At 70.7% G+C, this 22,865-nt stretch carries 20 protein-coding genes and 5 pseudogenes; 13 read left to right on the top strand and 12 right to left on the bottom strand.

Annotation, left to right across the window (positions count from 1 at the left end):
* The first annotated feature begins 6 nt into the window (after positions 1-6).
* A complete protein-coding gene (locus AB0N17_RS04145) occupies positions 7-1,197 on the top strand; it encodes an FAD-dependent oxidoreductase (RefSeq protein WP_366009533.1) in 1,191 nt (396 codons plus the stop codon).
* Entirely contained in the window at positions 1,194-2,105 is a 912-nt protein-coding gene (locus tag AB0N17_RS04140) for a Gfo/Idh/MocA family oxidoreductase (protein WP_366009532.1), read from the top strand. Before AB0N17_RS04145 ends, AB0N17_RS04140 begins: the two co-directional genes overlap by 4 nt.
* Here the strand turns inward: AB0N17_RS04140 and lnt are convergent.
* The gene (gene lnt / locus AB0N17_RS04135; RefSeq protein WP_366009530.1) at positions 2,023-3,597 is read right to left on the bottom strand and encodes an apolipoprotein N-acyltransferase; all 1,575 of its coding nucleotides are present in this window, start codon (positions 3,595-3,597) and stop codon (positions 2,023-2,025) included. The two genes, AB0N17_RS04140 and lnt, sit on opposite strands and share 83 nt — an antisense overlap.
* 73 nt (positions 3,598-3,670) lie before the next feature.
* Positions 3,671-4,147 (bottom strand): nuclear transport factor 2 family protein, encoded by a 477-nt coding sequence (locus AB0N17_RS04130; RefSeq protein WP_366009529.1) that lies wholly within the window; start codon positions 4,145-4,147, stop codon positions 3,671-3,673.
* Positions 4,148-4,282: 135 nt separating this feature from the next.
* Between AB0N17_RS04130 and AB0N17_RS04125 the strand changes: the two are divergent.
* Positions 4,283-4,456, top strand: a pseudogene (locus tag AB0N17_RS04125) (DUF4291 family protein); the annotation flags it as partial.
* A 231-nt stretch (positions 4,457-4,687) separates the two neighbouring features.
* Here the strand turns inward: AB0N17_RS04125 and AB0N17_RS04120 are convergent.
* A complete protein-coding gene (locus AB0N17_RS04120) occupies positions 4,688-5,770 on the bottom strand; it encodes a hypothetical protein (RefSeq protein ID WP_366009528.1) in 1,083 nt (360 codons plus the stop codon).
* A gap of 360 nt (positions 5,771-6,130) precedes the next feature.
* On the opposite strand from AB0N17_RS04120, the gene AB0N17_RS04115 reads away from it, so the two are divergent.
* Positions 6,131-6,436: a hypothetical protein gene (locus tag AB0N17_RS04115; protein WP_366009527.1), complete on the top strand. Its 306-nt coding sequence runs from the start codon at positions 6,131-6,133 to the stop codon at positions 6,434-6,436.
* 171 nt (positions 6,437-6,607) lie between these two features.
* Here the strand turns inward: AB0N17_RS04115 and AB0N17_RS04110 are convergent, their stop codons facing one another.
* Positions 6,608-6,724, bottom strand: coding sequence for a hypothetical protein (locus tag AB0N17_RS04110; RefSeq protein WP_366009578.1), 117 nt, complete (start codon positions 6,722-6,724; stop codon positions 6,608-6,610).
* Between the two features lie 141 nt (positions 6,725-6,865).
* Positions 6,866-7,012: pseudogene (locus AB0N17_RS04105) on the bottom strand (aldo/keto reductase); the annotation flags it as partial.
* Positions 7,013-7,352: 340 nt separating this feature from the next.
* Here AB0N17_RS04105 and AB0N17_RS04100 point away from each other — a divergent pair.
* Positions 7,353-8,006: a hypothetical protein gene (locus AB0N17_RS04100; RefSeq protein WP_366009525.1), complete on the top strand. Its 654-nt coding sequence runs from the start codon at positions 7,353-7,355 to the stop codon at positions 8,004-8,006.
* Here AB0N17_RS04100 and AB0N17_RS04095 read toward each other — a convergent pair.
* Complete coding sequence (locus AB0N17_RS04095; RefSeq protein WP_366009524.1) at positions 8,003-10,063, bottom strand: restriction endonuclease; 2,061 nt, start codon at positions 10,061-10,063, stop codon at positions 8,003-8,005. The genes AB0N17_RS04100 and AB0N17_RS04095 overlap by 4 nt on opposite strands.
* 245 nt (positions 10,064-10,308) lie before the next feature.
* Between AB0N17_RS04095 and AB0N17_RS04090 the strand changes: the two are divergent.
* Positions 10,309-10,825 (top strand): annotated as a pseudogene (locus AB0N17_RS04090) (DUF4291 domain-containing protein); the annotation flags it as partial.
* Here AB0N17_RS04090 and AB0N17_RS04085 read toward each other — a convergent pair.
* The 3 genes from AB0N17_RS04085 to AB0N17_RS04075 form a co-directional block, all read right to left on the bottom strand.
* Complete coding sequence (locus tag AB0N17_RS04085; RefSeq protein WP_366009522.1) at positions 10,809-10,988, bottom strand: hypothetical protein; 180 nt, start codon at positions 10,986-10,988, stop codon at positions 10,809-10,811. The pseudogene AB0N17_RS04090 and the gene AB0N17_RS04085 overlap by 17 nt on opposite strands.
* Positions 10,989-11,322: 334 nt before the next feature.
* Entirely contained in the window at positions 11,323-12,198 is an 876-nt protein-coding gene (locus tag AB0N17_RS04080) for an undecaprenyl-diphosphate phosphatase (RefSeq protein ID WP_366009520.1), read from the bottom strand.
* Positions 12,199-12,548: 350 nt separating this feature from the next.
* The gene (locus AB0N17_RS04075; protein WP_366009519.1) at positions 12,549-13,016 is read right to left on the bottom strand and encodes a helix-turn-helix domain-containing protein; all 468 of its coding nucleotides are present in this window, start codon (positions 13,014-13,016) and stop codon (positions 12,549-12,551) included.
* Positions 13,017-13,126: 110 nt separating this feature from the next.
* On the opposite strand from AB0N17_RS04075, the gene AB0N17_RS04070 reads away from it, so the two are divergent.
* Positions 13,127-14,296 (top strand): thiolase family protein, encoded by a 1,170-nt coding sequence (locus AB0N17_RS04070; RefSeq protein ID WP_366009518.1) that lies wholly within the window; start codon positions 13,127-13,129, stop codon positions 14,294-14,296.
* Positions 14,297-14,300: 4 nt separating this feature from the next.
* On the opposite strand, the gene AB0N17_RS04065 is transcribed toward AB0N17_RS04070, so the two are convergent.
* Positions 14,301-15,074, bottom strand: a complete 774-nt coding sequence (locus AB0N17_RS04065) for a VTT domain-containing protein (protein WP_366009517.1) — start codon at positions 15,072-15,074, stop codon at positions 14,301-14,303.
* Positions 15,075-15,123: 49 nt separating this feature from the next.
* On the opposite strand from AB0N17_RS04065, the gene AB0N17_RS04060 reads away from it, so the two are divergent.
* The 3 genes from AB0N17_RS04060 to AB0N17_RS04050 all read left to right on the top strand — a co-directional run bounded on the left by AB0N17_RS04060 (position 15,124) and on the right by AB0N17_RS04050 (position 18,295).
* Complete coding sequence (locus AB0N17_RS04060; RefSeq protein ID WP_366009516.1) at positions 15,124-15,846, top strand: DNA alkylation repair protein; 723 nt, start codon at positions 15,124-15,126, stop codon at positions 15,844-15,846.
* Positions 15,847-16,116: 270 nt separating this feature from the next.
* Positions 16,117-17,289 (top strand): elongation factor Tu, encoded by a 1,173-nt coding sequence (gene tuf, locus AB0N17_RS04055; protein ID WP_366009515.1) that lies wholly within the window; start codon positions 16,117-16,119, stop codon positions 17,287-17,289.
* Positions 17,290-17,449: 160 nt separating this feature from the next.
* The gene (locus AB0N17_RS04050) at positions 17,450-18,295 is read left to right on the top strand and encodes a fused MFS/spermidine synthase (RefSeq protein WP_366009514.1); all 846 of its coding nucleotides are present in this window, start codon (positions 17,450-17,452) and stop codon (positions 18,293-18,295) included.
* Here AB0N17_RS04050 and AB0N17_RS04045 read toward each other — a convergent pair.
* Positions 18,257-18,541, bottom strand: a pseudogene (locus AB0N17_RS04045) (MFS transporter); the annotation flags it as partial. The gene AB0N17_RS04050 and the pseudogene AB0N17_RS04045 overlap by 39 nt on opposite strands.
* Positions 18,542-19,029: 488 nt before the next feature.
* Between AB0N17_RS04045 and AB0N17_RS04040 the strand changes: the two are divergent.
* The gene (locus AB0N17_RS04040; RefSeq protein ID WP_366009513.1) at positions 19,030-19,518 is read left to right on the top strand and encodes a hypothetical protein; all 489 of its coding nucleotides are present in this window, start codon (positions 19,030-19,032) and stop codon (positions 19,516-19,518) included.
* 143 nt (positions 19,519-19,661) lie between these two features.
* Positions 19,662-20,412: pseudogene (locus tag AB0N17_RS04035) on the top strand (transposase family protein).
* Positions 20,413-20,476: 64 nt separating this feature from the next.
* Here the strand turns inward: AB0N17_RS04035 and AB0N17_RS04030 are convergent.
* Complete coding sequence (locus tag AB0N17_RS04030) at positions 20,477-21,100, bottom strand: DJ-1/PfpI family protein (RefSeq protein WP_366009512.1); 624 nt, start codon at positions 21,098-21,100, stop codon at positions 20,477-20,479.
* A 211-nt stretch (positions 21,101-21,311) separates the two neighbouring features.
* Between AB0N17_RS04030 and AB0N17_RS04025 the strand changes: the two genes are divergently transcribed.
* Positions 21,312-22,526, top strand: a complete 1,215-nt coding sequence (locus AB0N17_RS04025; RefSeq protein ID WP_366009510.1) for a PLP-dependent aminotransferase family protein — start codon at positions 21,312-21,314, stop codon at positions 22,524-22,526.
* Positions 22,527-22,865: the final 339 nt, after the last annotated feature.

Below are 22,865 nucleotides of genomic sequence, written 5' to 3'. Positions count from 1 at the left end.
GGGGTCATGGCACAGCCGGCACGCGTACTCGTCATCGGCGGCGGCATCGGAGGCCTGGCCGCGGCGGCGGCCCTGCACCAACGGGGCCGGGACGTGACCGTGCTGGAGCGGGCCCGCTCCCTGGAGCCGGCCGGCGCCGCCCTCTCCCTGGCCCCGAACGCCCTGCGCGCCCTGGACGCGCTCGGCATCGGCGACGAGATCCGCGACCTCGCCGCCTGGCAGGGGGACGGCGGTCTGCGCACCCCGGGCGGACGCTGGGTGTCCCGCACGAGCGCCGAGGCCGCCGCGGCCCGCTTCGGCGGCCCCCTGGTCCTGCTGCCCCGGGCCACCCTGGTCGACCGCCTCGCCGCCCTGCTCCCGCCGGGTGCCGTGCGCACCGCGACCGCAGCGACCCTGGCCGACCCCGGCGAGCGCACCAGGCCCGCCCGCGTCACCACCGGTGACGACGAGCTGGAGGCCGAGCTGGTGGTCGGCGCGGACGGCATCAACTCCCGCGTGCGCGGCGCCCTGTTCCCGTCGCACCCCGGGCCGGTGTACGCGGGCTTCACCACCTGGCGGGTCCTGATCCCGCTGCCCGGCGCGGAGTTCGCCTCCCACGAGACCTGGGGCCGGGGCCGCATCTGGGGCACGCACCCGCTCAAGGACGGCCGGGTCTACGCCTACGCGGCGGCCCGGACCCCGGCGGGTGGGCGAGCCCCCGACGACGAGAGGGCCGAACTCCTGCGCCGCTACGGCGACTGGCACGACCCGATCCCCGCCGTACTCGCCGCCGCCCGCGCCGAGGACGTGCTGCGCCACGACGTCCACCACATCGCCGAGCCCCTGCCCGCCCACCACGGTGGCCGGGTCGCCCTCCTCGGCGACGCCGCCCACGCCATGCCGCCGACCCTCGGCCAGGGCGGCAACCAGGCGATCGAGGACGCCGTCGTCCTCGCCCACCACGCGGACGACCTGCCCGCGTACACCGCCGCCCGGCTCCCGCGCACCACCGCCGTCGCCCGCCGGGCCGTCAGGGTGGCCCGCCTCGACATGGCGGACAACCCCGTCGCCGTCGCCGTACGCGACACCGTGATCGCCGCCCTGTCGAAGGCCGGACCGGCACTGTTCCTGCGCGGTTTCGACGGCATCGCCGACTGGCGGCCCCCGTATGCTTCCGGGGAGGCACAGGCAGGCACGCGGGACAGGGAGCGCACGTGAAGGTCGGCTGCATCGGGCTCGGGGACATCGCGCAGAAGGCGTATCTGCCGGTGCTGGGCGTGCAGCCCGGGATCGACCTGCACCTGCAGACCCGGACACCCGCGACCCTCGACCGGGTCGCCGACACCCTGCGTCTGCCGGCGGACCGGCGGCACATCACGCTCGACTCCCTGCTCGACGCCGGCCTGGACGCGGCCTTCGTGCACGCGCCCACCGCCGTCCACCCCGAGATCGTCACCCGGCTGCTGGAGGCGGGCGTCCCCACCTACGTGGACAAGCCGCTCGCCTACGAACTCGCCGACTCCGAACGGCTGGTGGCCCTCGCCGAGCAGCGGGGCGTCTCCCTGTCCGTCGGCTTCAACCGCAGGTACGCCCCCGGCTACACGCAGTGCCTGGACCACCCGCGCGAGCTGATCCTCATGCGGAAGAACCGGATCGGGCTGCCCGAGGAACCGCGCTCGATGATCCTGGACGACTTCATCCACGTCGTCGACACCCTGCGCTTCCTGGTGCCGGGCCCGGTCGACGACGTGACGGTGCGCGCCCGCGTGGCCGACGGGCTCGTGCACCATCTCGTCCTCCAGCTCGGCGGGGACGGCTTCACCGCGCTCGGCGTGATGAACCGGCTCAGCGGCTCCACCGAGGAGATCCTGGAGGTCTCCGGCCAGGACACCAAGCGCGAGGTGCTCAACCTCGCCGAGGTCGTCGACCACAAGGGCCAGCCGACCGTGCGCCGGCGCGGCGACTGGGTGCCCGTGGCCCGGCAGCGCGGCATCGAGCAGGCGGTGCTCGCCTTCCTCGACGCCGTCCGCGCGGGCAAGCTGCTCAGCGCGAGGGACGCGCTGGCGACTCATGAGCTGTGCGAGCGCGTGGTACGAGCGGTGCAGGACCGCTACGGCGCAGCCTGACCGCCCGCGCCCCCTCCGTCACACACAGCGCGGCGAGCACCAGCAGCGCCGCGTGCACCGGCCAGTCGCCGTAGCGGACGTACGGGGTGATGCCGTGCGCGAGCGGTACGTCGTACACGTGGACGGTGCTCGCGCCGGTGCCCAGCCACGGGCCGAGGCGCTGCCCGCCCGGGCCGTACACGGCGGAGACGCCCGTCAGGGTCGCGTGCACCATCGGGCGCCCGGTCTCGGCGGCCCGCAGGGCGGCCAGGGAGGCGTGCTGCTCCGGCGCCCAGCTGTTCTGGAACGACGAGGTGGAGGACTGGCCGAGGAGGAGGTCCGCGCCGTCGTCGGCGAGGTGCCGGCTCATGTCGGGGAACGCCGTCTCGAAGCAGACCAGCGGGCCGACCCGCAGCCCGTGTCCGACGTTCATCACGACCTGCTCGCCGCCGCGCCTGCGGTCCTCGCCGGCCGCCTTGCCGACCGAGGTGGCCCAGCCGAGGAGCGAGCGGGCGGGTATGTACTCACCGAAGGGGACGAGCCGCATCTTGTCGTACCGGTCGCCGGTGAGGCCGTTCGGGCCGATCAGCACCGAACTCTTGTAGATGCCGGGGCGGTCGGAGCGGCGCGCGTCCACGTTCACCAGCACGTCGGCGCCCGTCTCGCGGGACAGCGCGGCGATCCGCCGGGCCAGGTCGGGCCGGTCGCCCAGATCGAAGCCGACGCTGGACTCTCCCCACACGACCAGATCGACGCCCTGCCCGGCGAGCCGCCGGGTCAGCTGTTCCTCGCGCGCGAAGCGCTTGTCCCCGCTGGCCAGGCCGTCCACGATCCCCGGCTGGACGATCGCGACGCGGACCTGTCCGTCGACCTCCGGGGTGGGCGCCCACGCCCACGCGGCCGAGGTCGCCGCGGCCGTGGCGAGCAGCGAGGCCACGGCCGGTACGCGCGCCCCGCGCGTCGAAACCATGGTGGCCGCCGCCACGTTGACGGCCACCACCAGGAAGCTGAGCAGCCACACTCCGCCGACCGAGGCGAGCCGCAGCGCCGGGCCGACCTGCCACTGGCTGGCGCCCAGCATCCCCCACGGCCCGCCGAGCCCCTGCCAGGAGCGGACCAGCTCCACCAGCAGCCAGGCGGACGGCAGCGCCAGCAGCGCGGCGGCGCCCCGGCCCGGCGACGGCACCCCGCCGAGGAAGCGGCGCACCAGCCAGCCCCAGGGGGCCCAGAGCACGCCCAGCAGCAGGGCTATCAGGAAGATGAACACGTGCAGGCTCGGCAGCAGCCAGTGGTGCACGGCCACCAGGAAGCCGAAGCCGCCGCACCAGCCGTCGTACGCCGCCCGCCGCCCGGTGGGCGCCGAGCGGGCCAGCAGGATCCAGGGGACCAGGGCGACGTACGCGAACCACCACAGCGACGGCGCCGGGAACGCGAGCACGGGCAGGGCACCCGCGAGGGCGGCGGCGGCGGAGCGCCGCCAGGGGGAGGTCAGCCAGCGGTCGATCGTCCTCATAGGGACCCTCCCTACCCAGCCATGGCTCCAGTGTGCGCGCCGGAAGGGATCTTTGACAGGGGGAGCCGCCCGGCTACGGGGTGGCGGCCTCCTTCGACGGCAGCCGGCGCCACTTCTCCTCGACGATCACCTCGCGCAGCCGCCAGCCCTCGGCCGTGCGCAGCAGCGCGAACGCGTACCGGCCCCCGCACACCAGGTCGGGCGCGCTCGATCCGCCGTCGGCCGCGAACCGCATCGGATTGAAGTAGTCGGCGCGCACCTGGGCGGTGTCGCCGGCGTCGTGCTCCAGCAGCCCGAACCGCACCCGGCGGTTGACGATCAGATGCTGCCGCATGGCGAACAGGGCCAGGCTCTCGGCCAGCCATCCGGCGACCCGCTCCGCATCGCCCTCGATGCCACCCGCCGAACGGTAGTCGGCCCGGCCGTCCCCGGTGAACAGCTTCCGGTACACCCCCCAGTCGCCGTCGTCCACCGCCATCGCGTACGAGGTGATCAGCTCGTCCACGGCCAGTCGGTCGATCACGGTCGCGAGCTCCGCGCGCTGCGTCATCGGCACAGTTTTGGGCATGCGCGGCGAGGATCCAAGAGGGCGTGCGGGGATATTCGGTGGTGCACCACCTGGCGGACACCGGAACCTGTCCTGGTGAACGAGCAAGCAGTCGAAGTCGACGAACAACCGGTCGAAGTGAACGAACAGCCGGTCGAACCCGAGCCGAAGTTCCGCCTCCGGGCCCGCTACACGGACACCACGGTCACCGTCTACCAGGCCTACCGCCCCGAGATCGGCCACCCCACCGCCCGCACCGGCCGCTTCCCCGCCGCCTGGAAGCGCGACCGGATGACCTGGGCCACCAAGCCACGCTCACAGAGCTCATCCATGCTCCCAGCGGCCCGCTGGGGAAGGGCGGCTCAGTCAAACGCCACGACCAAGCGGACGCCGTCATCGCCGAAGCGGCCCGCCAGAGCCTTCGTCTGACCTGATGCGGCTGCTGGAGTCACTACGTAGGGCTGACGGAGTTGAGACGATCAGGGTCGGCTGCACCACTTCATGGGACGCGATGCGGGTCGTAGGCCCTGCGGAGGCCGCGTGTCACCGAACACCCTGTCGCGGAAGGCTCTTTGAGTGCGCATCCGCATGGTCCAGGTCCGTCAGGAGCCTTTCCATGTCGGTCATGAGCGAGCCGTAGACGTGCCACGCACCGGGCTTGGTGAGGGTGCCCCCGTCGATCAGGCTGGTCATGGTGTCATGCCAGGCCGAGGCCCCGTCCAGCGCTCGCCGTAGGCGTTTACGGCGTATCGCGTCGGGTGAACCGGCCGGGCCGGTCCGCTGAACGAACTCTTGGACGGCTGCTCCCGCCAACTGCAGCGTCTCGGCATAGCGGTCGAGGAACTGGTGGCCCAGGTGGTGATCGGTGTGGTGGTCGCGGGCATTGTCGGCAAGAGTCCGTGCGATGCCGCGTACCTGCAGGGAGACGCCACACAGTGCCCCGAATGCCTCGCTCGAGGGCACTTCCCCGCGGCGGGCATGGGCGACGCAGCGGGTGTTCCAATGCAGGCTTTCGTGGGCCTGGCGCACCTGCTCCTCCGCCTGGGCGAGGCGCTTGTCCAGGCTGCGTGCGCGGTGAAGCCAGCCGTGAGCCCTGGAGGCGAGCTGTCGGCCTTGCAGACCGGCCCCCATGTCGCGCAGCAGTGTCCCCATGGCGTCGGCGAGTTCGCGTACGGCGGAGTCGGACTCGTCGAGATACAGCGGAGGCAGCAGCAGAGCGTTCACGGCAATGCCCACAACCGCTCCGGTGAGGGTCTGCAGGATGGGGGCCACGACACCGCCCAGGGGATCGGTCGCCGTGGCGGCCAGCGCGATGACCGCGGTCGAGGCGATCTGCAGCCGGTCATCGGCGGTGCGGCGGGGGCCCGCCAGCGCCGCGAGGAGGGCGATGACCGCCGTGGCGCCCGCGGTCGGCCCCAGCAGCCGAGTGGCCCCGAGCGCGAGGGCCAGGCCCGCGGTCCGTGCCGCTACGTTGTGCACCGCCTTCGTCACGGACTGGTGCACGGTGGACGCGTTGACCATCAGCAAAGCCGTGGCCACTGCCAGGAACGGGCGCCCCGCCGCAGCCCAGGGCGCCGCGGCACCCCACGCGAGCAGAGCCGCGATCAGCGTCTTGGCCCCGTGCACCGCATGGCCGGGGGCGCCGGGCGGACCGGCGTAGGACGGGCCCTGCCAGGCGTGACACCCTCGCGGGAACCAGTCGCGACAGAGTGGTTGAAAGTTGCACGATATCGAGGGTGGCACGTTCTCCTGCCATGAGCCTCGTGATGTCCGCCACGGCCGCGTCGCCAGTGCGAAGGGCGGGTGCGATCCAGGCGCGGCGGGCGCCGCCCTCCGGCCTGGATCGGGCCGTCCAGGTGACGTTTCCCACGACGGTGGTTTATTGTTCAACTACTTGCCTCGTGCATAGCCTTCATCCCGCCGTCACCACGGCAGGATCCACAGCTCGCCGTCCCACAACGACGCGCTGCACAGGAAGGCATGATGATGACCAAGCTCATACGGCGTACGGCGACCATGGGTGTCTCCGCTGTCCTCACGGGAGCCGCCCTCCTGGCCGTCGGCGGCTCCGCCGTCGCGGCCCCCGACCACCTCGACGCACGCACTCCGGCTCACGCCGCCGTAGTCGTGGATGCCGAAGCCCACACCGCCCACCACAAGCACGGCGCCACCCGTCCCGACCCCTGGATCGCCGGCCAGCTGACGATGGCCGACCCCTGGATCGCCGATCAGCTGACGATGGCCGACCCCTGGATCGCCGATCAGCTGGCACTGTTCACGGCTCGCGCTTGAGAGCGTCCCGCGCGAGGCAGCGGCGCATGGGAGAGGCCGACAAGAAGGCAGCGATGCCGCGCATGACGGCCTCGCGGGACAGTTCGGGTCTAGTCCAGCGGGACGACGGCGTGCCGGTCTCGGCTGGCAGTTGACAGGCTAGGGCCTTGACCTGGGCGGCCTACGGCGGGGTCAAGGAGGGCGGGCGTCCGGTGCGAAGCGGCTCCGCCAGGTTCGCACGGTGTCCACGTGCACGCCGACCCCCTCAGCGATCCGCGCGTTCGCCAGCCCGCGGGCCGCGTGCAGCACGCTCTGCGCACGCTCTCGAAGCCGGTGCTCGGTCTTGTGGCCCCAGGCTGCCTTCCGCAACCGGTGCCGCTCGGTAGCGGTCGGGGATGTCGGGCGTGCCGCGGCAACGGGCACGGCGGGCAAACCGACTTCCAGAGCCGGCTAGCCTCGCAGGTCGGACAAGTCCTCGTCACTGAGACGGAGATGGTTCGCCGCGAGGTTCTCCTCCAGGTGATCGAGAGAACCGATGCCCGGAATCGCCAGCACCGACGGCGAGGTCGCCAGCAGCGAGGCGAGGGCCATGTCTGCAGGGTCAGTCCCAGAGCCGTCAAGGGACGGATGGCCGTGCCGGCTCCCTTCAGGGTCGGGACCCTGTAAGGCCGTTATGCCTCGAAGAAGCGGCGGACGATCTCCCAGCCCGGTTCGGGCAGGAAGTGGCACAAGATGGTCGGCTGGTCGATCCTGCACTCACGGAGTTCGCCGGCCCGCACGCCTCCATGGCATGGAGGCTGTGGGCGCTGCGGTCCTTCCTGATGAGGATGCAGCCGCCTGGTGTTCGGACCCGCGCCGGTTGCCGGTTCGCCCTGGGCTGCTACCTGGCTGTTGGAACTGGGTTGGGTGAACCCACTGAAGTATGGATCATGGCTGCGTGACGAAGTGGACGAAGGACGAACCGCCGGTCGAGCGATCAGACCCTGAGCCGGAGCTTTCCCCGTACCAGCAGGCGATGCGGCAAAGGCTGCTCGCGGCCCCCGTGGTACCCGCGCCCGAGCCCTGGCAACGCACCGCTTACGCCCCGGTCGGCGGACTTCTCGGGATCGGCTTCGCCTCGCACCCCGGCACCGGCCACGACTTGGTGATGGTCGTCTCGACCGACGGTCATGGTCTCTTCGACGCCGTCACCGGAGAGAAGATCGCGCGGGATCGTGACGCTGACCCCGAGGAGACCAGCCGCGACGCGGATCCCGCTCTGTGGTGTCCTGGGCTGGGACCCGTCGCTGGAAGCAGGGTGCGCATCGCCGGACTCTTCGGAGGGGGGCTTCACACCACCAGCGGAGACGGTTGGATGCTGGAGGTCGTTCCTCCCACCTGGCCGAACGAACGAGTCCTGCTTTCCCGCGACGGTGGCTTGCCACACTCCGGTCCGCACGGAGAGCGCTGGTGGCACATCTTCCACTCCCACTACTCCGAGCTTCGTGCTGCTGGCTTCTCGCCCTCCGGGCAGACCCTTGCCGTGGCTACGAGCAGTGACCTGTCCTTGTGGACCCGTGGTGGGCCCGGAGGTAAGGGGGCGGATCGCTAATCCACCTCGATGCCGTAGTCCTTGAGTAGTTCTTCCAGGCCGCCGGTGTAACCCTTGCCGCCGAGGACGAAGTCCCAGTCTCCGCTGGTCCTGCGACGGAAGGAGCCGAGAACCAAGGCAGTCTCAGGGGGCCGGCCGTCTGAGACCTCAAGGCGTTCCAGTTCTGCCATGCCTGGGTCGAGGAGGCGGATGCATGCGTCCGTGAAGCCGGACAGGTCGGCGTCCGGGTTGACCTCTGGGTCGACGGCGGCCACGAGTACAAAACGGTCCGCCTCATCCGGCAAGGCGTCGAAGGACACGCAGATCGCCGCCTTGTCGGGTGCGGTCGCTGGGAGAGCACGCACGGAGCCGTCCGGTGTCTGTGGGTTGTTGAAGAAGACGAAGTGATCGTCACTGAGGACCCGGTTGCCACGGCAGACGAGAGCACACACGTCCAAGGCCACGCTTCCGGTCCACGACATGCCCAGGACGTTGTAGTCGTCGGGCAAATGCGTGTCCGGCACCGCCGATGTCGGCTGTGCCGGTAGGCGGCGGGCACTTTCGCCCAGGCGCCCGCGCAGCCCGTGACGATGCAGCAGGTCGACCAGCGCGGTTCCCGAGATCAGCTCCAGCGGCTTGCCGTTGGCGAAAGTGTGTGAGCCGGGCCCGAACTTCGACGTCGTCACGAGGACGCCCTTGTTGGCGCCGGCGTCTTGCACGGTCCCGTACAAGTCGCGGACAGCGGTGGGCGGCACCGTGTTCCGGTATCGCTTCACTTGCACGACGATCTTGCCGCCGCGGATCGGCGTCGGATCCAGGGCGTCGACATCGACCCCGCCGTCGTTCGAGCGTTGAGTGGTGACCGCTTGCATCCCCATGGAGCGGAAGAGGTCCGCAACAAGGTTTTCGAAGGCGATCGGGTCCATCTCGTACAGGTCGGGATCCTCGTCGCTGCCATGCGTGACAACCCGGTTCCCGACTTCCTGCGGCCGGCGACTCGGCCGCACCGAGGTGAGTTGGTCGGGGCGAGCCGAGAGTTGTCCGCGCAGGGCATCGGCAAGGCAGCTGCCGGCGTCTACTTGTGCCAAGTGCAGCTCGCGGAACGTCGAGCCAGGAGCCATGACGGTTGCCAGGTAAATGTGGCCCGGTCGGCCCGTCGTAGGGTCGTGGCCGTCCACGAACCCGTTCAAGGTCACGGAATCGAGCGCCCTCAGTTCATCCGCGGCGAAGAGTTCGTGCAACACCAGCAGCATGCACTGCGCCAGGACCTCCCGGTACAGGGACCGCCGTTGGCCTACGGGCCGAGGGGTCTCCTTGTCCTGGTCCGCAGTAGGCATGTACCGGACAGCCTTGACCTCAGGAACGACGCTGTAGCCGGGCAGCTCCCAATCCAGCACCAGCTGTCCGGCTGCCGAGTCATAGGCAGCCGTCACCTGACGCGGAAACCCCTCAGGCCATGATCTTGAGGCGTAGAGCGCGGCGGAGAAATACTCGACTACGGAATCGGGATCGCGGCGCCTGACGCCATCCGTCAGTTCGATGACACCGGTGTTGTGCTGCCGCACCTCGGCCAGTTGGGCGTCGGCCCACTCCCGGTAGTCCCGCTGGTACGACGCCAACTGTTGTTGCCGCTGCGCCTCAGCCGCTTGGGCCGCATGCCAGTCCCGCTCGAAGCGTGCCCGAGCGTCGGCCTGAGCCTGAGCGCGCCGACCGGCAGTCCACCCGCTCTGCACCTCGTAATGATCGAAGTTCGGCATAGGTATGGGCTGTGCCAGTGCTCCTGGAGAGAAGGGCTCGATGTCTTCAGGGCGTATGAGCGAGGAAGCCCTGAAAGCCGGGGCCTGGCAGCCCGAGACGAGGAGACCTTGTAACGCCGTGACCTGCGCGTCCAGTTCCCGAGTGCGACGCAGTGCCTCTGCCTGCCGGTACTCGCGGTAGTCCTGGGCAGCTCGCCGCTGATACGCACGGGCTTGCTGTGCCTCTTGCCTCTGTCGTCTGGCTTCGGCCTCCAGCTGGCGCTGTTGCTGCCTCTGCATCTCAGCCCAGACGCCGACCAAGCCATTAGAGCGACGACTCATGTCTTGCAGGCCCTCCCCAAAAGGCACCCTGGTTGTCCCCACAACCAGTTGTAACGGAACGACTCTATCCAGCGATGGCCGTCTCGCATATCTACATGGCACAGCCAACTTGATCGGTCGTCTCCGCAGGTCAGGTTGACTGGAGAGTAACGCGGCCGCGTCGGACTGGAGCGCCCGAGCTGCTCTCTGTCGCTGTACTGCTCGTGCCGTGCTCCACTGTCTGCAGAAAGGGTTGTGAGCAAGGCTTGACCTGGATCAAGCCGTCCTTCCTGTGGATGATGTACCGCTGCGGCTGGGGTACCAAGGAGGAGACCGTGCTGGCCGTCGAGATCGACCGTGCCGGCTTCGAGTGGGCGCTGCGGAACGCCTGCCTGTCGCACTACGTGCCCGCCCTGCACGAGGACCGGGCCGACTGGAAGCGGCAGTTGCGGCAGTCCCCGGCGCGCGTCCAGTGGGACCCCGAGCGGGATCTGCGCCTCGGCCCGCTGCCGTACCGCTCCCTGCAGCTCGGTCTCGCGGGCGAGGCGGCGACCCGGTACGCCGACCAGTGGATCACCGGCATCGAGGACGTGACACCGCTGGCCACGGAGATCCACGCACTGGTGCGAGACGGCCGGCTCGAACGGGCGAAGGAGTTGTCGTTCGGTGGAGCGGCCCTATCCGGTCGCCGAGGAGACGCTCACGCATCTGCGGGCCCAGGCCGGGCCCGAGGGGAGTCGGTTCGAGTCGGTTCGCGAGCCGAGATTCATGCGGCCTCGATGACCTCCCCGCGGATCGCCGCGGCCCACTCGACCACCAACAGCTCGTACTCCGCGCGCTCCTGGGCCGACAGGGTGCCGCCCGCACGCAGCCACAGTGCGCGGATCTGCTCGTTGACCTCGGCAGCAGAGCGCACGGAACCACAGGGCAGGGAATCGGGGGACATGCGGACAGCCTAGGGGCAAGCACTGACACTGCGCTACCGCTCGGCTACGCAGACCGTATGGGGTTGGTCACCGCCGCCCGCCGCGGCGTGCGCCGTCGGCCCAGTCCACACGGCATATGCCTGGCCTGGGAGTAGGGCGCGGGCCGGCGCGGGTGAGGGCCGGCGACCGGGCCGGGGCGCAGGGCCGTGACCCGTGCAAACCTTCGAACGCGCAGGCCACGGCGGATGCGCGGAAGGCCGCGGGCCGGCAGCGGCGGCGCTTGCCGGGGACGCGATGGTCCGGCGCGCGGGAGATGGCCGAAACGGAGGTGGCAGGCCGCGGCGCGCGGGAGGGTCAGCTCGCCGACTCCGCGGCGTGCGGGCTCAACACCCCCGCCGAGACCAGCGCGATGATGGCGACGCCGAGGGCGATCCGGTACCAGACGAACGGCATGAAGCTCTTGTTGGAGATCCACTTCATGAACCAGGCGATGACCGCGTACCCCGACGCGAACGCGATCACCGTCGCGAACAGGGTGGGCCCCCAGGCCACATGACCCTCGCTCACCGAGTCCTTCACCTCGAACGCCCCGGACGCGAGTACGGCGGGGACGGCGAGCAGGAAGGAGTAGCGGGCCGCCGCCTCGCGCCGGTAGCCCATGAACAGACCGCCGCTGATGGTCGCGCCCGAGCGGGAGACGCCGGGGACGAGGGCGCAGGCCTGGCAGAGGCCGTAGACCAGGCCGTCCTTGACCCGCAGGTGCTCCAGTGTCTTGCGCTGCTTGGGGGCGCGGTGCCGGCCGCCGGACTCGTCGCGGGCCGCCAGCCGGTCGGCGATGCCGATGACCACACCGACCACGATCAGCATCGTCGCGGTGACCCGCAGATCGCGGAACGGTCCCTCGATCTGGTCCTTGAGCGTCAGGCCGAGCACGCCGATCGGGATCGAGCCCACGATCACCAGCCAGCCCGTCTGCGCGTCGTGGTCCCGTCGCATCGCCTTGCTGAACAGGGACCGGAACCACGCCGAGACGATCCGGCCGATGTCCTTGCGGAAGTAGATCAGGACCGCCGTCTCCGTGCCGATCTGGGTGATCGCCGTGAAGGCGGCCCCGGGGTCCTTCCAGCCCGCGAACGCCGCCGTCAGCCGCAGATGCGCACTGGAGGAGACGGGCAGGAACTCGGTCAGCCCCTGGACGAGTCCGAGGACGAGGGATTCAAACCAAGACATGACGGTAGGGCGTCCAAGTGCTGGGAGGTAAAAGGATGATCAAAAGACGAGGGCAGCGTAACCGGCCGGGAGTGTCGCCGGGAAACGGGGGGTTGGACGGTCGGACCGGTCACGGCCGGCGCACCGGAGGCGGAGCGGGAGTGGGCATCTGGGTCAGCTGGCGGAGGGGGACGCGGCGCAACTGGCCGAAGCCGTCGTGCGCGCCGTGGTGCCCGTGGAGCAGCGGCGGGTCGGGATGCGCGGGCGGCTCGACGTGTACCCGCGCCCCGAAGACGCGCAGGGAACCGCGCGGCCGGCCATGAAGCCGACGCGGCCGGTCGGCGGCCCGTAGCGGTCCTTCCGGAGGGGCGCTACGCCACCGGACCGGTGATCGTCCAGCCCGGGGCCTGGGGATGGGCCGTGAGGTCCCCGTGGCGCACCTCGTCGCCGCAGGCCCGGCAGGTGACGACCGGGACCATTTCGTTGCCGCAGCGGTGCTCGACGACCATGGGGAGACCGGCGCCGTCACGGAGGTGGCGGTCGCCCCACTCCTTGAGCGTCCACAGGACCGGCTCCAGCTCCAGCCCCGCCTGCGTGGCCCGGTACTCGAACCGCTGCGGGCGCTCGCTGTAGACCCGCTTGGTCAGGATTCCGGCGTCCACGAGCCGGCGCAGCCGGGTGGCGAGGACGTCGCGCGGGGCGCCGATGTTGCGCACGAGCTGGTCGAAGCGGCCGTTGCCCAGGCACACCTCCCGCATCACGAGCAGGGAGTACTTCTCACCGACCAGGGCGAGGGCGTCGGCGATGGAACAGGGGCGCGGGTCTTTCGTGGCGGCCATGAGGTGCAGTGTAGGCGAGGGTTTGATTTTCCAACTTACCGAGTTATGGTGAGTTCGGATTTCCTACTCACCGGTAGCCGAGCTGCCGGGACCCTGCTGGAGGCCGCACCATGCGCGACGCAGTCATCGTCGAAGCCGTACGCACCCCCATCGGCAAGGGCAAGCCGAACGGCGCCCTCGCCCACGTCCACCCCGTGCAGCTCCTCGCCCACACCCTGCGCACCCTCGTCGAGCGCTCCGGCGTCGACCCGGCGCTGATCGACGACGTGATCGGCGGCACCGTCGACCAGGTCGGCGAGCAGGCCATGAACACCACCCGGTACGCCGTCCTCGCCGCGGGCTTGCCCGAGTCGGTCCCCGCGACCACCGTGGACCGCCAGTGCGGCTCCTCCCAGCAGGCCGTGCACTTCGCCGCGCAGGGCGTCCTCTCCGGCGCGTACGACCTCGTCGTCGCCTGTGGGGTGGAGTCGATGAGCCGGGTGCCGATGTGGTCCAACGTGCCCGCCGGCAAGGACCCCTTCGGCCCCGGCGTCGCCGAGCGCTACCCGGAGGGCCTGGTCCCGCAGGGCATCAGCGCCGAGCTGATCGCCGCCAAGTGGTCGCTCACGCGCGAGCGGATGGACGAGTTCGCCGTCTCCTCGCACCGGAAGGCCGCCGCCGCGTGGGAGGCGGGCCTCTTCGACGCCGAGGTCGCCCCGCTGGAGGGCGTCTCCCGCGACGAGAGCGTGCGCCCCGGCACCACCCAGGAGGTCCTCGCCGGACTCCGGCCGGCCTACCACGACCCCGGCTTCGCCGAGCGCTTCCCGCAGATCGAGTGGAACGTCACCGCGGGCAACGCCAGCCCGGTCAACGACGGCGCCTCGGCGGTCCTGATCACCTCGAGCGAGACGGCCGCCCGCCTCGGCCTGCGCCCGCTGGCCCGCCTGCACAGCTTCGCGGTGACCGGCTCCGACCCGCTGCTGATGCTCACCGGAGTCGTCCCGGCCACTGAGAAGGTGCTGCGCAGGGCCGGCCTGACGGTGGGCGACATCGACCTGTTCGAGGTCAACGAGGCCTTCTCCAGCGTGGTCCTGGCCTGGCAGCAGGAGACCGGAGCGGACCTCGCCAAGGTCAACGTGCACGGTGGCGCCATCGCCCTCGGCCACCCGCTCGGCGCCAGCGGCACCAGGCTGACCACCACCCTGGTCCACGCGATGCGCGAGCGCGGCGCCCGCTACGCCCTGCAGACGATGTGCGAGGCGGGCGGACTCGCCAACGCGATGATCCTCGAGGGGATCTGACCCCTCACCGGCCGCGCAGGTGGTGGCGTTTGCGCCAGGCCACCACCGTGCCCACGAGGGCCGGTACGGCGATGCAGGCCATCGCGACCAGGAAGGCGGGGGACGTCGGTGCCGAGGCGCGGGCACCGGCCACCGCGTAGGCGGCCGTGTTCGGGATCGAGCCGAGCCCGGTGGCCAGCAGGAACGGCAGCCAGCCCATGCGGGAGACGGCCGCGCAGTAGTTCGCCGCCCAGAACGGCACGCCCGGGAAGAGCCGCGCCGCCAGCATGGAGCGGAACCCGTGCCGGCTCAGCTGCCCGTCGGCCGCCCGCAGCCAGCGGCCCCGCAGCAGCGGCCGCAGCGCGTCCTGCCCGAGGACACGGCCGAGCCCGAAGGCCACGCCGGCCCCGAGCACCGTGCCCGCCAGCGCCGCCCCCAGCCCCACCTGCGAACCGAACAACGCGCCCGCCGCCAGGTTCAGCAGGGGCCGGGGCACGAACGCCACCGTGCACAGCCCGTACGCCACCGCGAACACCACGGCCGCCGCGGCCCCGCCGAGCTGCGGCGGCCAGCCCTGCGTCAGCAGCCGCTGCGGCTCGAACGCCAGCACGCTCCCGGCCGCGCCGGCCAGCAGCGCGAGCAGCAGGGAGAGCCGGGCGTACGGCGAGAGCAGCATGCGTGTGCAGCGGGCGGCGAACCCCGCCGGGGGCAGCGGCACCACGGCCGCGGACCCGGCCGACTCCATGGCGACGGCCCGGGGAGAGGCCGTGGCGGTGCCAGAGCGGTTGGCATCGAGCATCCGGTGACATTAACCGACGAACGTGTGTGATCGCCGTATGGTTCGTCTCATGACCGTCACAGGGGCGGCTGTGCCGCAGGTGCCGCGCAGTGCGCTCGCCGACACCGTGCTCGCACGGCTCACCGCCGGCTACGCGGCCGCCGGTGACCCCGAGCGGGCCGAGTCCATGCGGACCTACATGAAGGACGTGGCCCCCTTCCTCGGGATCCCCGCCCCGGCCCGCCGCGCCCTGTCCCGCACCGTCCTCGCGGGCACGCCCCGGCCCGACGAGGCCGACTGCACCGCGATCGCGCTGCGCTGCTGGGCCCTGCCCGAGCGCGAGTACCACTACTTCGCCGTGGACTACCTGCGCCGGCACGCGGGACGCTGTTCCTCCGGATTCCTGCCGGTGACCCGGTACCTGGTGACAACCGTCCCGTGGTGGGACACCGTCGACCTGCTCGCCGCGCACGTGGCCGGACGCCTGGTGGCGGCCGACCCGGAACTCGCCGCCGCCATGGACGCCTGGATCGACGACGCCGACCTCTGGGTGGTGCGCACGGCCCTGCTCCACCAGCTGACCTGGAAGGAACGCACCGACGCCGACCGGCTGTTCGGCTACTGCCTGCTCCAGTCCGGGCACCCGGACTTCTTCATCCGCAAGGCGATCGGCTGGGCCCTGCGCGAGTACGCCAAGACCGACCCCGGGGCCGTACGGGCCTTCCTGGCGCGGGAGGGGGGCCGGTTCGCCCCGCTGACCGTCCGCGAGGCGCTGCGCACCATCGGCGCCTGAGCCCTCGTCGGCGCACGTCACGGGAAAACCATTCGACGCCGGACCCGGCGTCGGACAGGATCGACGGCATGTTCCGGTACGCCTTCCTCCTCGCAGCATCCGCCGTCGCGGATGCGCCGAAGGCTGCCGTCCCGATCCTCGCGGCCGCTGTCGACGGCGCCCGAAGCTGACCCTCTCCGGAACGTCCGGCGGACCCCGCAGGGGGAGGGTCGGCCAGTTCCCCGGGGTCCCGCATTCCCGTACGTCCCGCAGAGACTTCGAGGTACAGCCATGTCCAAAACGGCCTACGTACGCACCAAGCCGCACCTGAACATCGGCACCATGGGGCACGTCGACCACGGCAAGACCACCCTGACCGCCGCCATCACCAAGGTCCTCGCCGAGCGCGGCACCGGCACGTTCGTGCCGTTCGACCGCATCGACCGCGCCCCGGAGGAGGCCGCCCGCGGCATCACCATCAACATCGCGCACGTCGAGTACGAGACCGACACCCGGCACTACGCCCACGTCGACATGCCGGGCCACGCCGACTACGTCAAGAACATGGTCACCGGCGCCGCGCAGCTCGACGGGGCCATCCTCGTCGTCTCCGCGCTCGACGGCATCATGCCGCAGACCGCCGAGCACGTGCTGCTCGCCCGCCAGGTCGGCGTCGACCACATCGTCGTCGCCCTCAACAAGGCCGACGGCACGGGCGACGAGGAGCTCGTCGACCTCGTCGAGCTGGAGGTCCGTGACCTCCTCACGGCCCAGGGCTACCCGGGCGACTCCGTACCGGTCGTACGCGTGTCGGGGCTCAGGGCGCTGGAGGGCGACCCGCGCTGGACGGCGTCCGTCGAGGCGCTGCTCGACGCGGTGGACACGTACGTACCGATGCCGGAGCGGTATCTGGACGCGCCGTTCCTGCTGCCCGTGGAGAACGTGCTCACCATCACCGGGCGGGGCACGGTCGTCACCGGGGCCGTCGAGCGCGGGACGCTCCGCGTGGGCGACCGGGTGTCGGTGCTGGGGGCCGGCGTGGAGACCGTCGTCACCGGTCTGGAGACCTTCGGCAAGCCGATGACGCAGGCGCAGGCCGGGGACAACGTCGCCGTCCTGCTGCGCGGGGTGTCCCGGGACGCGGTCCGGCGGGGGCACGTCGTGGCGGCACCGGGGAGCGTGGTGCCGGCGCGGCGGTTCTCGGCGCGGGTGTACGTGCTGTCGGGGCGCGAGGGGGGTCGTACGACGCCGCTCACCACCGGGTACCGGCCGCAGTTCTACATCCGTACCGCGGACGTGGTGGGGGACGTCGACCTCGGCGAGGTGGGCGTCGCCCGGCCCGGCGAGACGGTGGATCTGCGGGTCGAGCTGGGGCGTGAGGTGCCGTTGGAGCCGGGACTGGGGTTCGCCGTCCGTGAGGGCGGCAGGACCGTGGGTGCCGGGACCGTGACCGCCGTGGAGTGAGCCCGGTGCGCTCGGGGGGCCGCGGGGCGGGCATGTCCGGCCGCGCGGCCCCCGCCCCGGCCCGGATCCGCGTGCCCACGGCCGTGCCCCCGCACCCATGACACGTGATCCCCCGCCTACCCGTGAGACGTGCTCCACCCGCACCCCTGACAATGGTGTCGTGAGCGAGCCCATACCTGTCATCAGGACCACCGACCACGGCACCGCCAGGCTGATGCCCGACGTCGACCGCGCGCGGGCCTGGCTGCTCACGGTCGACGGGGCGCCGCAGTCGTACGTCGACCTGGACGAGCCGGCCCATCTGGAGTTCGAGTACGCCCGGCGGCTCGGGTTCGTGCTGGACTCCGTGGCCGGGGCCGGGGCGCCGCTGGACGTGGTGCACCTCGGCGGCGGCGCGCTCACCCTGCCCCGCTACCTCGCGGTGACCCGGCCCGGATCCCGGCAGGACGTCGTCGAGGCCGACCGCGGACTGCTGGAGCTGGTCGCCGAGCACCTGCCCGTCCCGCAGGACGCGGGCGTCACGCTGCACGCCGCCGACGCCCGCGCCTGGATCGAGGCCGCACCGGCCGACTCCGCCGACGTGCTGGTCGGTGACGTCTTCGGCGGCTCCCGGGTGCCGGCCCACCTCACCTCGCTCGCCTACGCCCGCGAGGCCGAGCGCGTGCTCCGCCGGAACGGGGTCTACCTGGCCAACCTGGCCGACGCGGCGCCGTTCGCGTTCCTGCGCTCGCAACTGGCCACCTTCGCCGCCCTTTTCGAGGAGCTGGCGCTGATCGCCGAGCCGGGCGTGCTGCGCGGGCGCCGGTTCGGCAACGCGGTGCTCGTCGCCTCCCACCGGGAGATCGACGTCGCCGTGCTGGCCCGCCGCAGTGCCGCCGACACCTTCCCGGCCCGGGTCGAACACGGCCCCGCGCTGCGCGAGTTCATCGGCTCGGCCCGGCCGGTCGACGACGCCGACGCGGTCCCGTCACCCGAGCCCCCCGACGGGGCTTTCGGCATCGGCTGACAGGGCGGGGGCGGCCGTGACCCGGTGGCCGCGGCGGGTCAGCGTGCGGACGTCCCGGACCAGCAGGACCAGCGCCGTGACCAGGACCACCAGACCCGCACAGCCCCACAGGGCGCCCCCGCGGCCGACGGCGCCCTCGACGGGGTCGGCCAGGACCGTGGCCAGCGGCAGCAACGACACCGAGCCGAACCAGTCGTACGCCGAGACCCGGGACAGCTTGTCCTCGGGGATCTCCTGGTGCAGCGCGCAACACCTTGATGAACGTAACCATTGGTGCCCGGCCCTCGACTACGCCGTCTGACCGCATTCTCTGTACGTCATCAAGCCCCGGCTGCGCTCCGCTCCGCCGGGCGCGCTTCCCGGCTCCGCTGCGGGCGCTGCTCCTGCCTCCGGCCCGCTCCGCCCACGCTGCGCCGACGCGCGCCCACTGGTGGATAGGGCCGGTGGCCATGAGTCGATCACCGCGTACGCGGCCGGTCAGAACAGTGCCTCCGGCGGGGGATCGGAGCAGACGCGGCCCCTGGCGTCCAGGTCGTTCGTACAGTGGCGCGCTCCACCTGGACGCCAGGAACCACGCCCGCTCCACGGTGTGTGGGCGACGGCGTACGGGATGGCAGCTGAGGTGAGTTGTGGGTACGGGAGATAGCCTCAGCACTTGGTCTCAAGAGTCGCCGGCGCCGACCGGTCCGTCTGCGGACACAAGTATGGGCCGGTCAAACGTAGGGGCGGGGTGGATGAGCGCAAGTGGGGAGCGCGAGCGCTGGGAGCTGCTGGCCGGAAGCGGCGTGGGGCCGCTGCGGTACGGGATGTCTCCGGCAGAGGTCGCCGAGGCACTACTGGTCTCCGAGCCGGAGGCACGGGTTGGCGGCCCGTACGGGCAGGAAGACTTCCCGGACGGCGTGATGGCGTTTTACGACGTGGGCAAGCTTGCATGCGTTGCGCTGGATGCCGTCACCGGTCCGCAGGTGTTCCTGGCAGACTTCCCGCTGGCAGGCAGCGATCCGGCGCAGGGTCACCAGTTCCTCCTGGACCACGCCGCCGGGCACGGGAACTGGGTGCTTTACACCCCTGATGCATCGCTCTCCTTGACCGATCTCGGAATCCTCCTGCGTGAGCAGCGGGTCGGGGAAGCGCTCCTGACGCGCCCGCTCTTCGTGAAGGAGGAGTGGTTGGAGTCGGAGTACTACCGCGACCACCTGCCGCTGGAAGGTGTCCCAGGTTGAGCGCTCGACGGCGCAGGAGGGTTAAGAGCGACTAAGCTCTTTCAGCGTGGCCACTGATCGGGTGACGGTTTCGACGCCCGCAACCCACGAGGCTCCCGTGCCGTTGGGCTTCGAAGTCTCAACCCACAGGCACAGGAGCCGCGTTGGTCCCGTATTCTGCCGCACTCGACCTGCCTCACGCCCTGGTCGAGTGGGTCACCATGCTCATCGTCACCCGCGAGGGTGACCGCCGCTGCAAGCTCCCACCGCACCAGCGTGCCCTGGTCGCCCTGGTGTACCTGCGCAAGCACGACACCCTAGCCCAGGTCGCGGAGGGTTTCGGGATCTCGGTCGGCACTGCCTATGCCTACACCGCGACGGTGATCCGCCTGCTCGCCGCCCGAGCACCGGGCCTGCTCAAAGTCCTGCGCGAGAGCACTCCGGACTATGTATTGCTGGACGGCACCCTCGCCGAGTGCGACCGACTGGGCGACGGACGCGCCGACTACTCCCACAAGCACCGCCGGCACGGCGTGAACGTCCAGGTCGTCACCGACCCGGCCGGGTCTGTGCTGTGGATCTCGCCAGCCCGCCCGGGCCGGACCCACGACCTGACCGTAGCCCGCACCCACCGCATCATCCGGATCTGCGAACGCCAGGGGTGTTCCGGTACTCGCCGACCGTGCCTACCAAGGCGCCGGAGCCTGGGTGACCACCGGACTCAAACGCCCGCCCGGCGGTGAACTCAGCCCGACCCAGCGCACGGTCAACCGAGCACTTGCCCAGGACCGGGCACCCGTCGAGCGGGTGATGGCACGGCTGAAGTCCTGGCGGATCTTCCGCAGGTCACGCTGCAGCCTCAACCGGATGACGTCAATCGCAGCCGCGATCCTCACGCTGGAGAGGCAACGCTGAAAAGCTCACTGGGCCAGTTGCAGGGCAGAAACTTCCTGGCCGGTCACTGCTTGCGACTGGTTGTTCAGACGAGCGCCGGTGTGGGAGCGGGCAGGTAGGGGGTGATGTTGCGCCACGCCCGCTCGATGTATTCCTCCTTCTCGCCGACCGGGGCGACATAGTGCAGTGCGCGTTCGGCGGCGTCGTTGCCCTCGAGGCGGGCGATGATCCAGGCAGCGAGGTAGTGCGAGGCGAGGCAGCCGCCGGCGGTGGCGATGTTGTCCTTGGCGTAGAAGGGCTGGTTGAGCACCTCGACGCCGGCGGCGATGACCCAGGGCTTTGTGGTCAGGTCGGTGCAGGCGGGGACGTTGTTGAGCAGGCCGAGCTTGGCCAGCACGAGCGCGCCGGAGCACTGCGCGGCGATGAGTTGACGCGAGGGGTCCAGGCCGCGCAGGACACTCATGATCGCCTGGTCTTCGACGACCTCGCGGGTAGCGATGCCACTGCCGACGATGACGGCGTCAGCGGTACACGCCTCCTCAAGAGTGGACATCTGTCCGATGGTCACGCCGTTCATCGACGTGACCTCGGGGCTGGGGGTGGCGATGGTGACACGCCAGTCATCGGTCTTGATGCGGTTGAGCACACCGAGCGCGATCAAGGAGTCGAGCTCGTTGTAGCCCTCGAAGGTGAGGATGGCGATGTGCACGGCGGCTGCCCTTTCGGATGAGTGGGGTCTTGACGGTAAGGAGCCGCGAACAGGACAGTCAAAGAATTGTCATGGATACAACTCGATGCATGGCAGCCTCGCGGTACAAAATCCTGGTCGATGCGCTCGCATCCGACATACGGACAGGCCGACTCGCCGCAGGCGTGCGGCTGCCGACACACCGCGGGCTCGCCGCCGCGAGGGCATCGCCGTGGTGACCGCGACCCGGGTGTACGCCGAGCTGGAAGCGATGGGCTTGGTGAGCCGGGAACAGGGCCGCGGCACATTCGTGCGCGACATCGCGGTTCCCGCCGGTCACGGCATCGATCAGCAAGTCGTCGCCACGGATGCGGTCGACCTCAACTTCAACTATCCGTCGCTGCCCGGCCAAGCCGATCTCCTGCGGCAGGCTCTGCGAGAGGTGGCCACCTCTGGTGAACTCGACTCGCTGCTGCGCTACCAACCACATCGAGGGCGTCCCCAGGACAGAGCCTCGATCGCACGGCACCTGAGGCGTCGAGAAATCACTCCTGACGCGGATCAGATCCTCATCGTCAACGGTGCGCAGCACGGCCTGGCCATCACCGTCATGGCCGCGCTCAACGCCGGCGACGTCGTCGCGGTCGACGCACTCACCTACCCGGGTTTCAAGGTGCTCGCGCATGCCTTCCATCTCGACCTGGAGCCCATACCCACAACCACCGACGGGCCGGATCTCGATGCTCTCGAGAAGCTGTGCGCGACCCGCCTTGTGCGCGCGATCTACACCATGCCAACCTTGCACAACCCTCTGGGGTGGGTCATGCCGGCACCCGACCGCACCCGTCTGATCGAGATCGCTCGGCAGCACGGTCCGCTCATCATCGAAGACGCCGCATACGCCTACCTGGTCGAGGACCCTCCACCGCCTCTGGCCGCAAGTGCACCGGACATCACCGTCTACGTCTCGGGACTGTCCAAGAGCGTCGCCACCGGCCTCCGGGTCGGCTTCGTCGTCGCCCCGCCGTCCAGGGTGCCGTCGCTCGAACGCGCGATTCGGGCGACCACCTGGCACACCCCGGCCCTCACCACCGCGATCGCCTGCCGCTGGCTCGAGGACGGCACGGTGGACCACTTGGAAGCGCAGAAACGCGACGACGCCAAGGCCCGCCAAGCACTCGCCAGCCAAGAACTGGCGGACCTACCACTCATCAGCCACCCCTCGTCCTACTTCACATGGCTGACCCTGCCCGACGACGCACGCGCCGATCGCCTGACCGCCACCCTCGCGCGTCAGCACATCTCGGTCAGCACAGCGGAACCCTTCACCACCACGAAGCGCACACCACAGGCGCTCCGCCTCGCTCTCGGCTCGACCGATATGGACAGTCTCCAGTCGACGCTGCGCACAGTGCGACGAGTCGCTATCGAGGACGGCTACGCCTGAACTCCACTCAACCAGCCGATTCCCGCTGCACCGGCCTCTGCGGACCGAAAAGCCGTCGGCGCTGGAGTGTGGGGGCCGGTCGGCCTGGGACCCGAGACTTCCCGGGCGGCCTCATACGCGCGACGCAGCGGGGTGTGGCCCGTCCGAAGTCCTGGCGGATCTTCCGCAAGACCTGATGCAGTCAAAATCGAATGCCGTCAATTGCTGCAGCCGGCCTCACTCTGGAGCGGCAACGGTGAAAGAGCACTGAGAGCCACACGTGCCCCCTGCGTGCCCGATGAGGGGGTACCGCACGGGGAACAGCGGGGAGCCACGGCAACCAGCACAGAAACGCGCAGG

It is taken from the genome of Streptomyces sp. NPDC051133 (genome assembly GCF_040682635.1).
Classification (GTDB): domain Bacteria; phylum Actinomycetota; class Actinomycetes; order Streptomycetales; family Streptomycetaceae; genus Streptomyces.
This window is presented reverse-complemented; position numbering and strand designations above follow the sequence as displayed.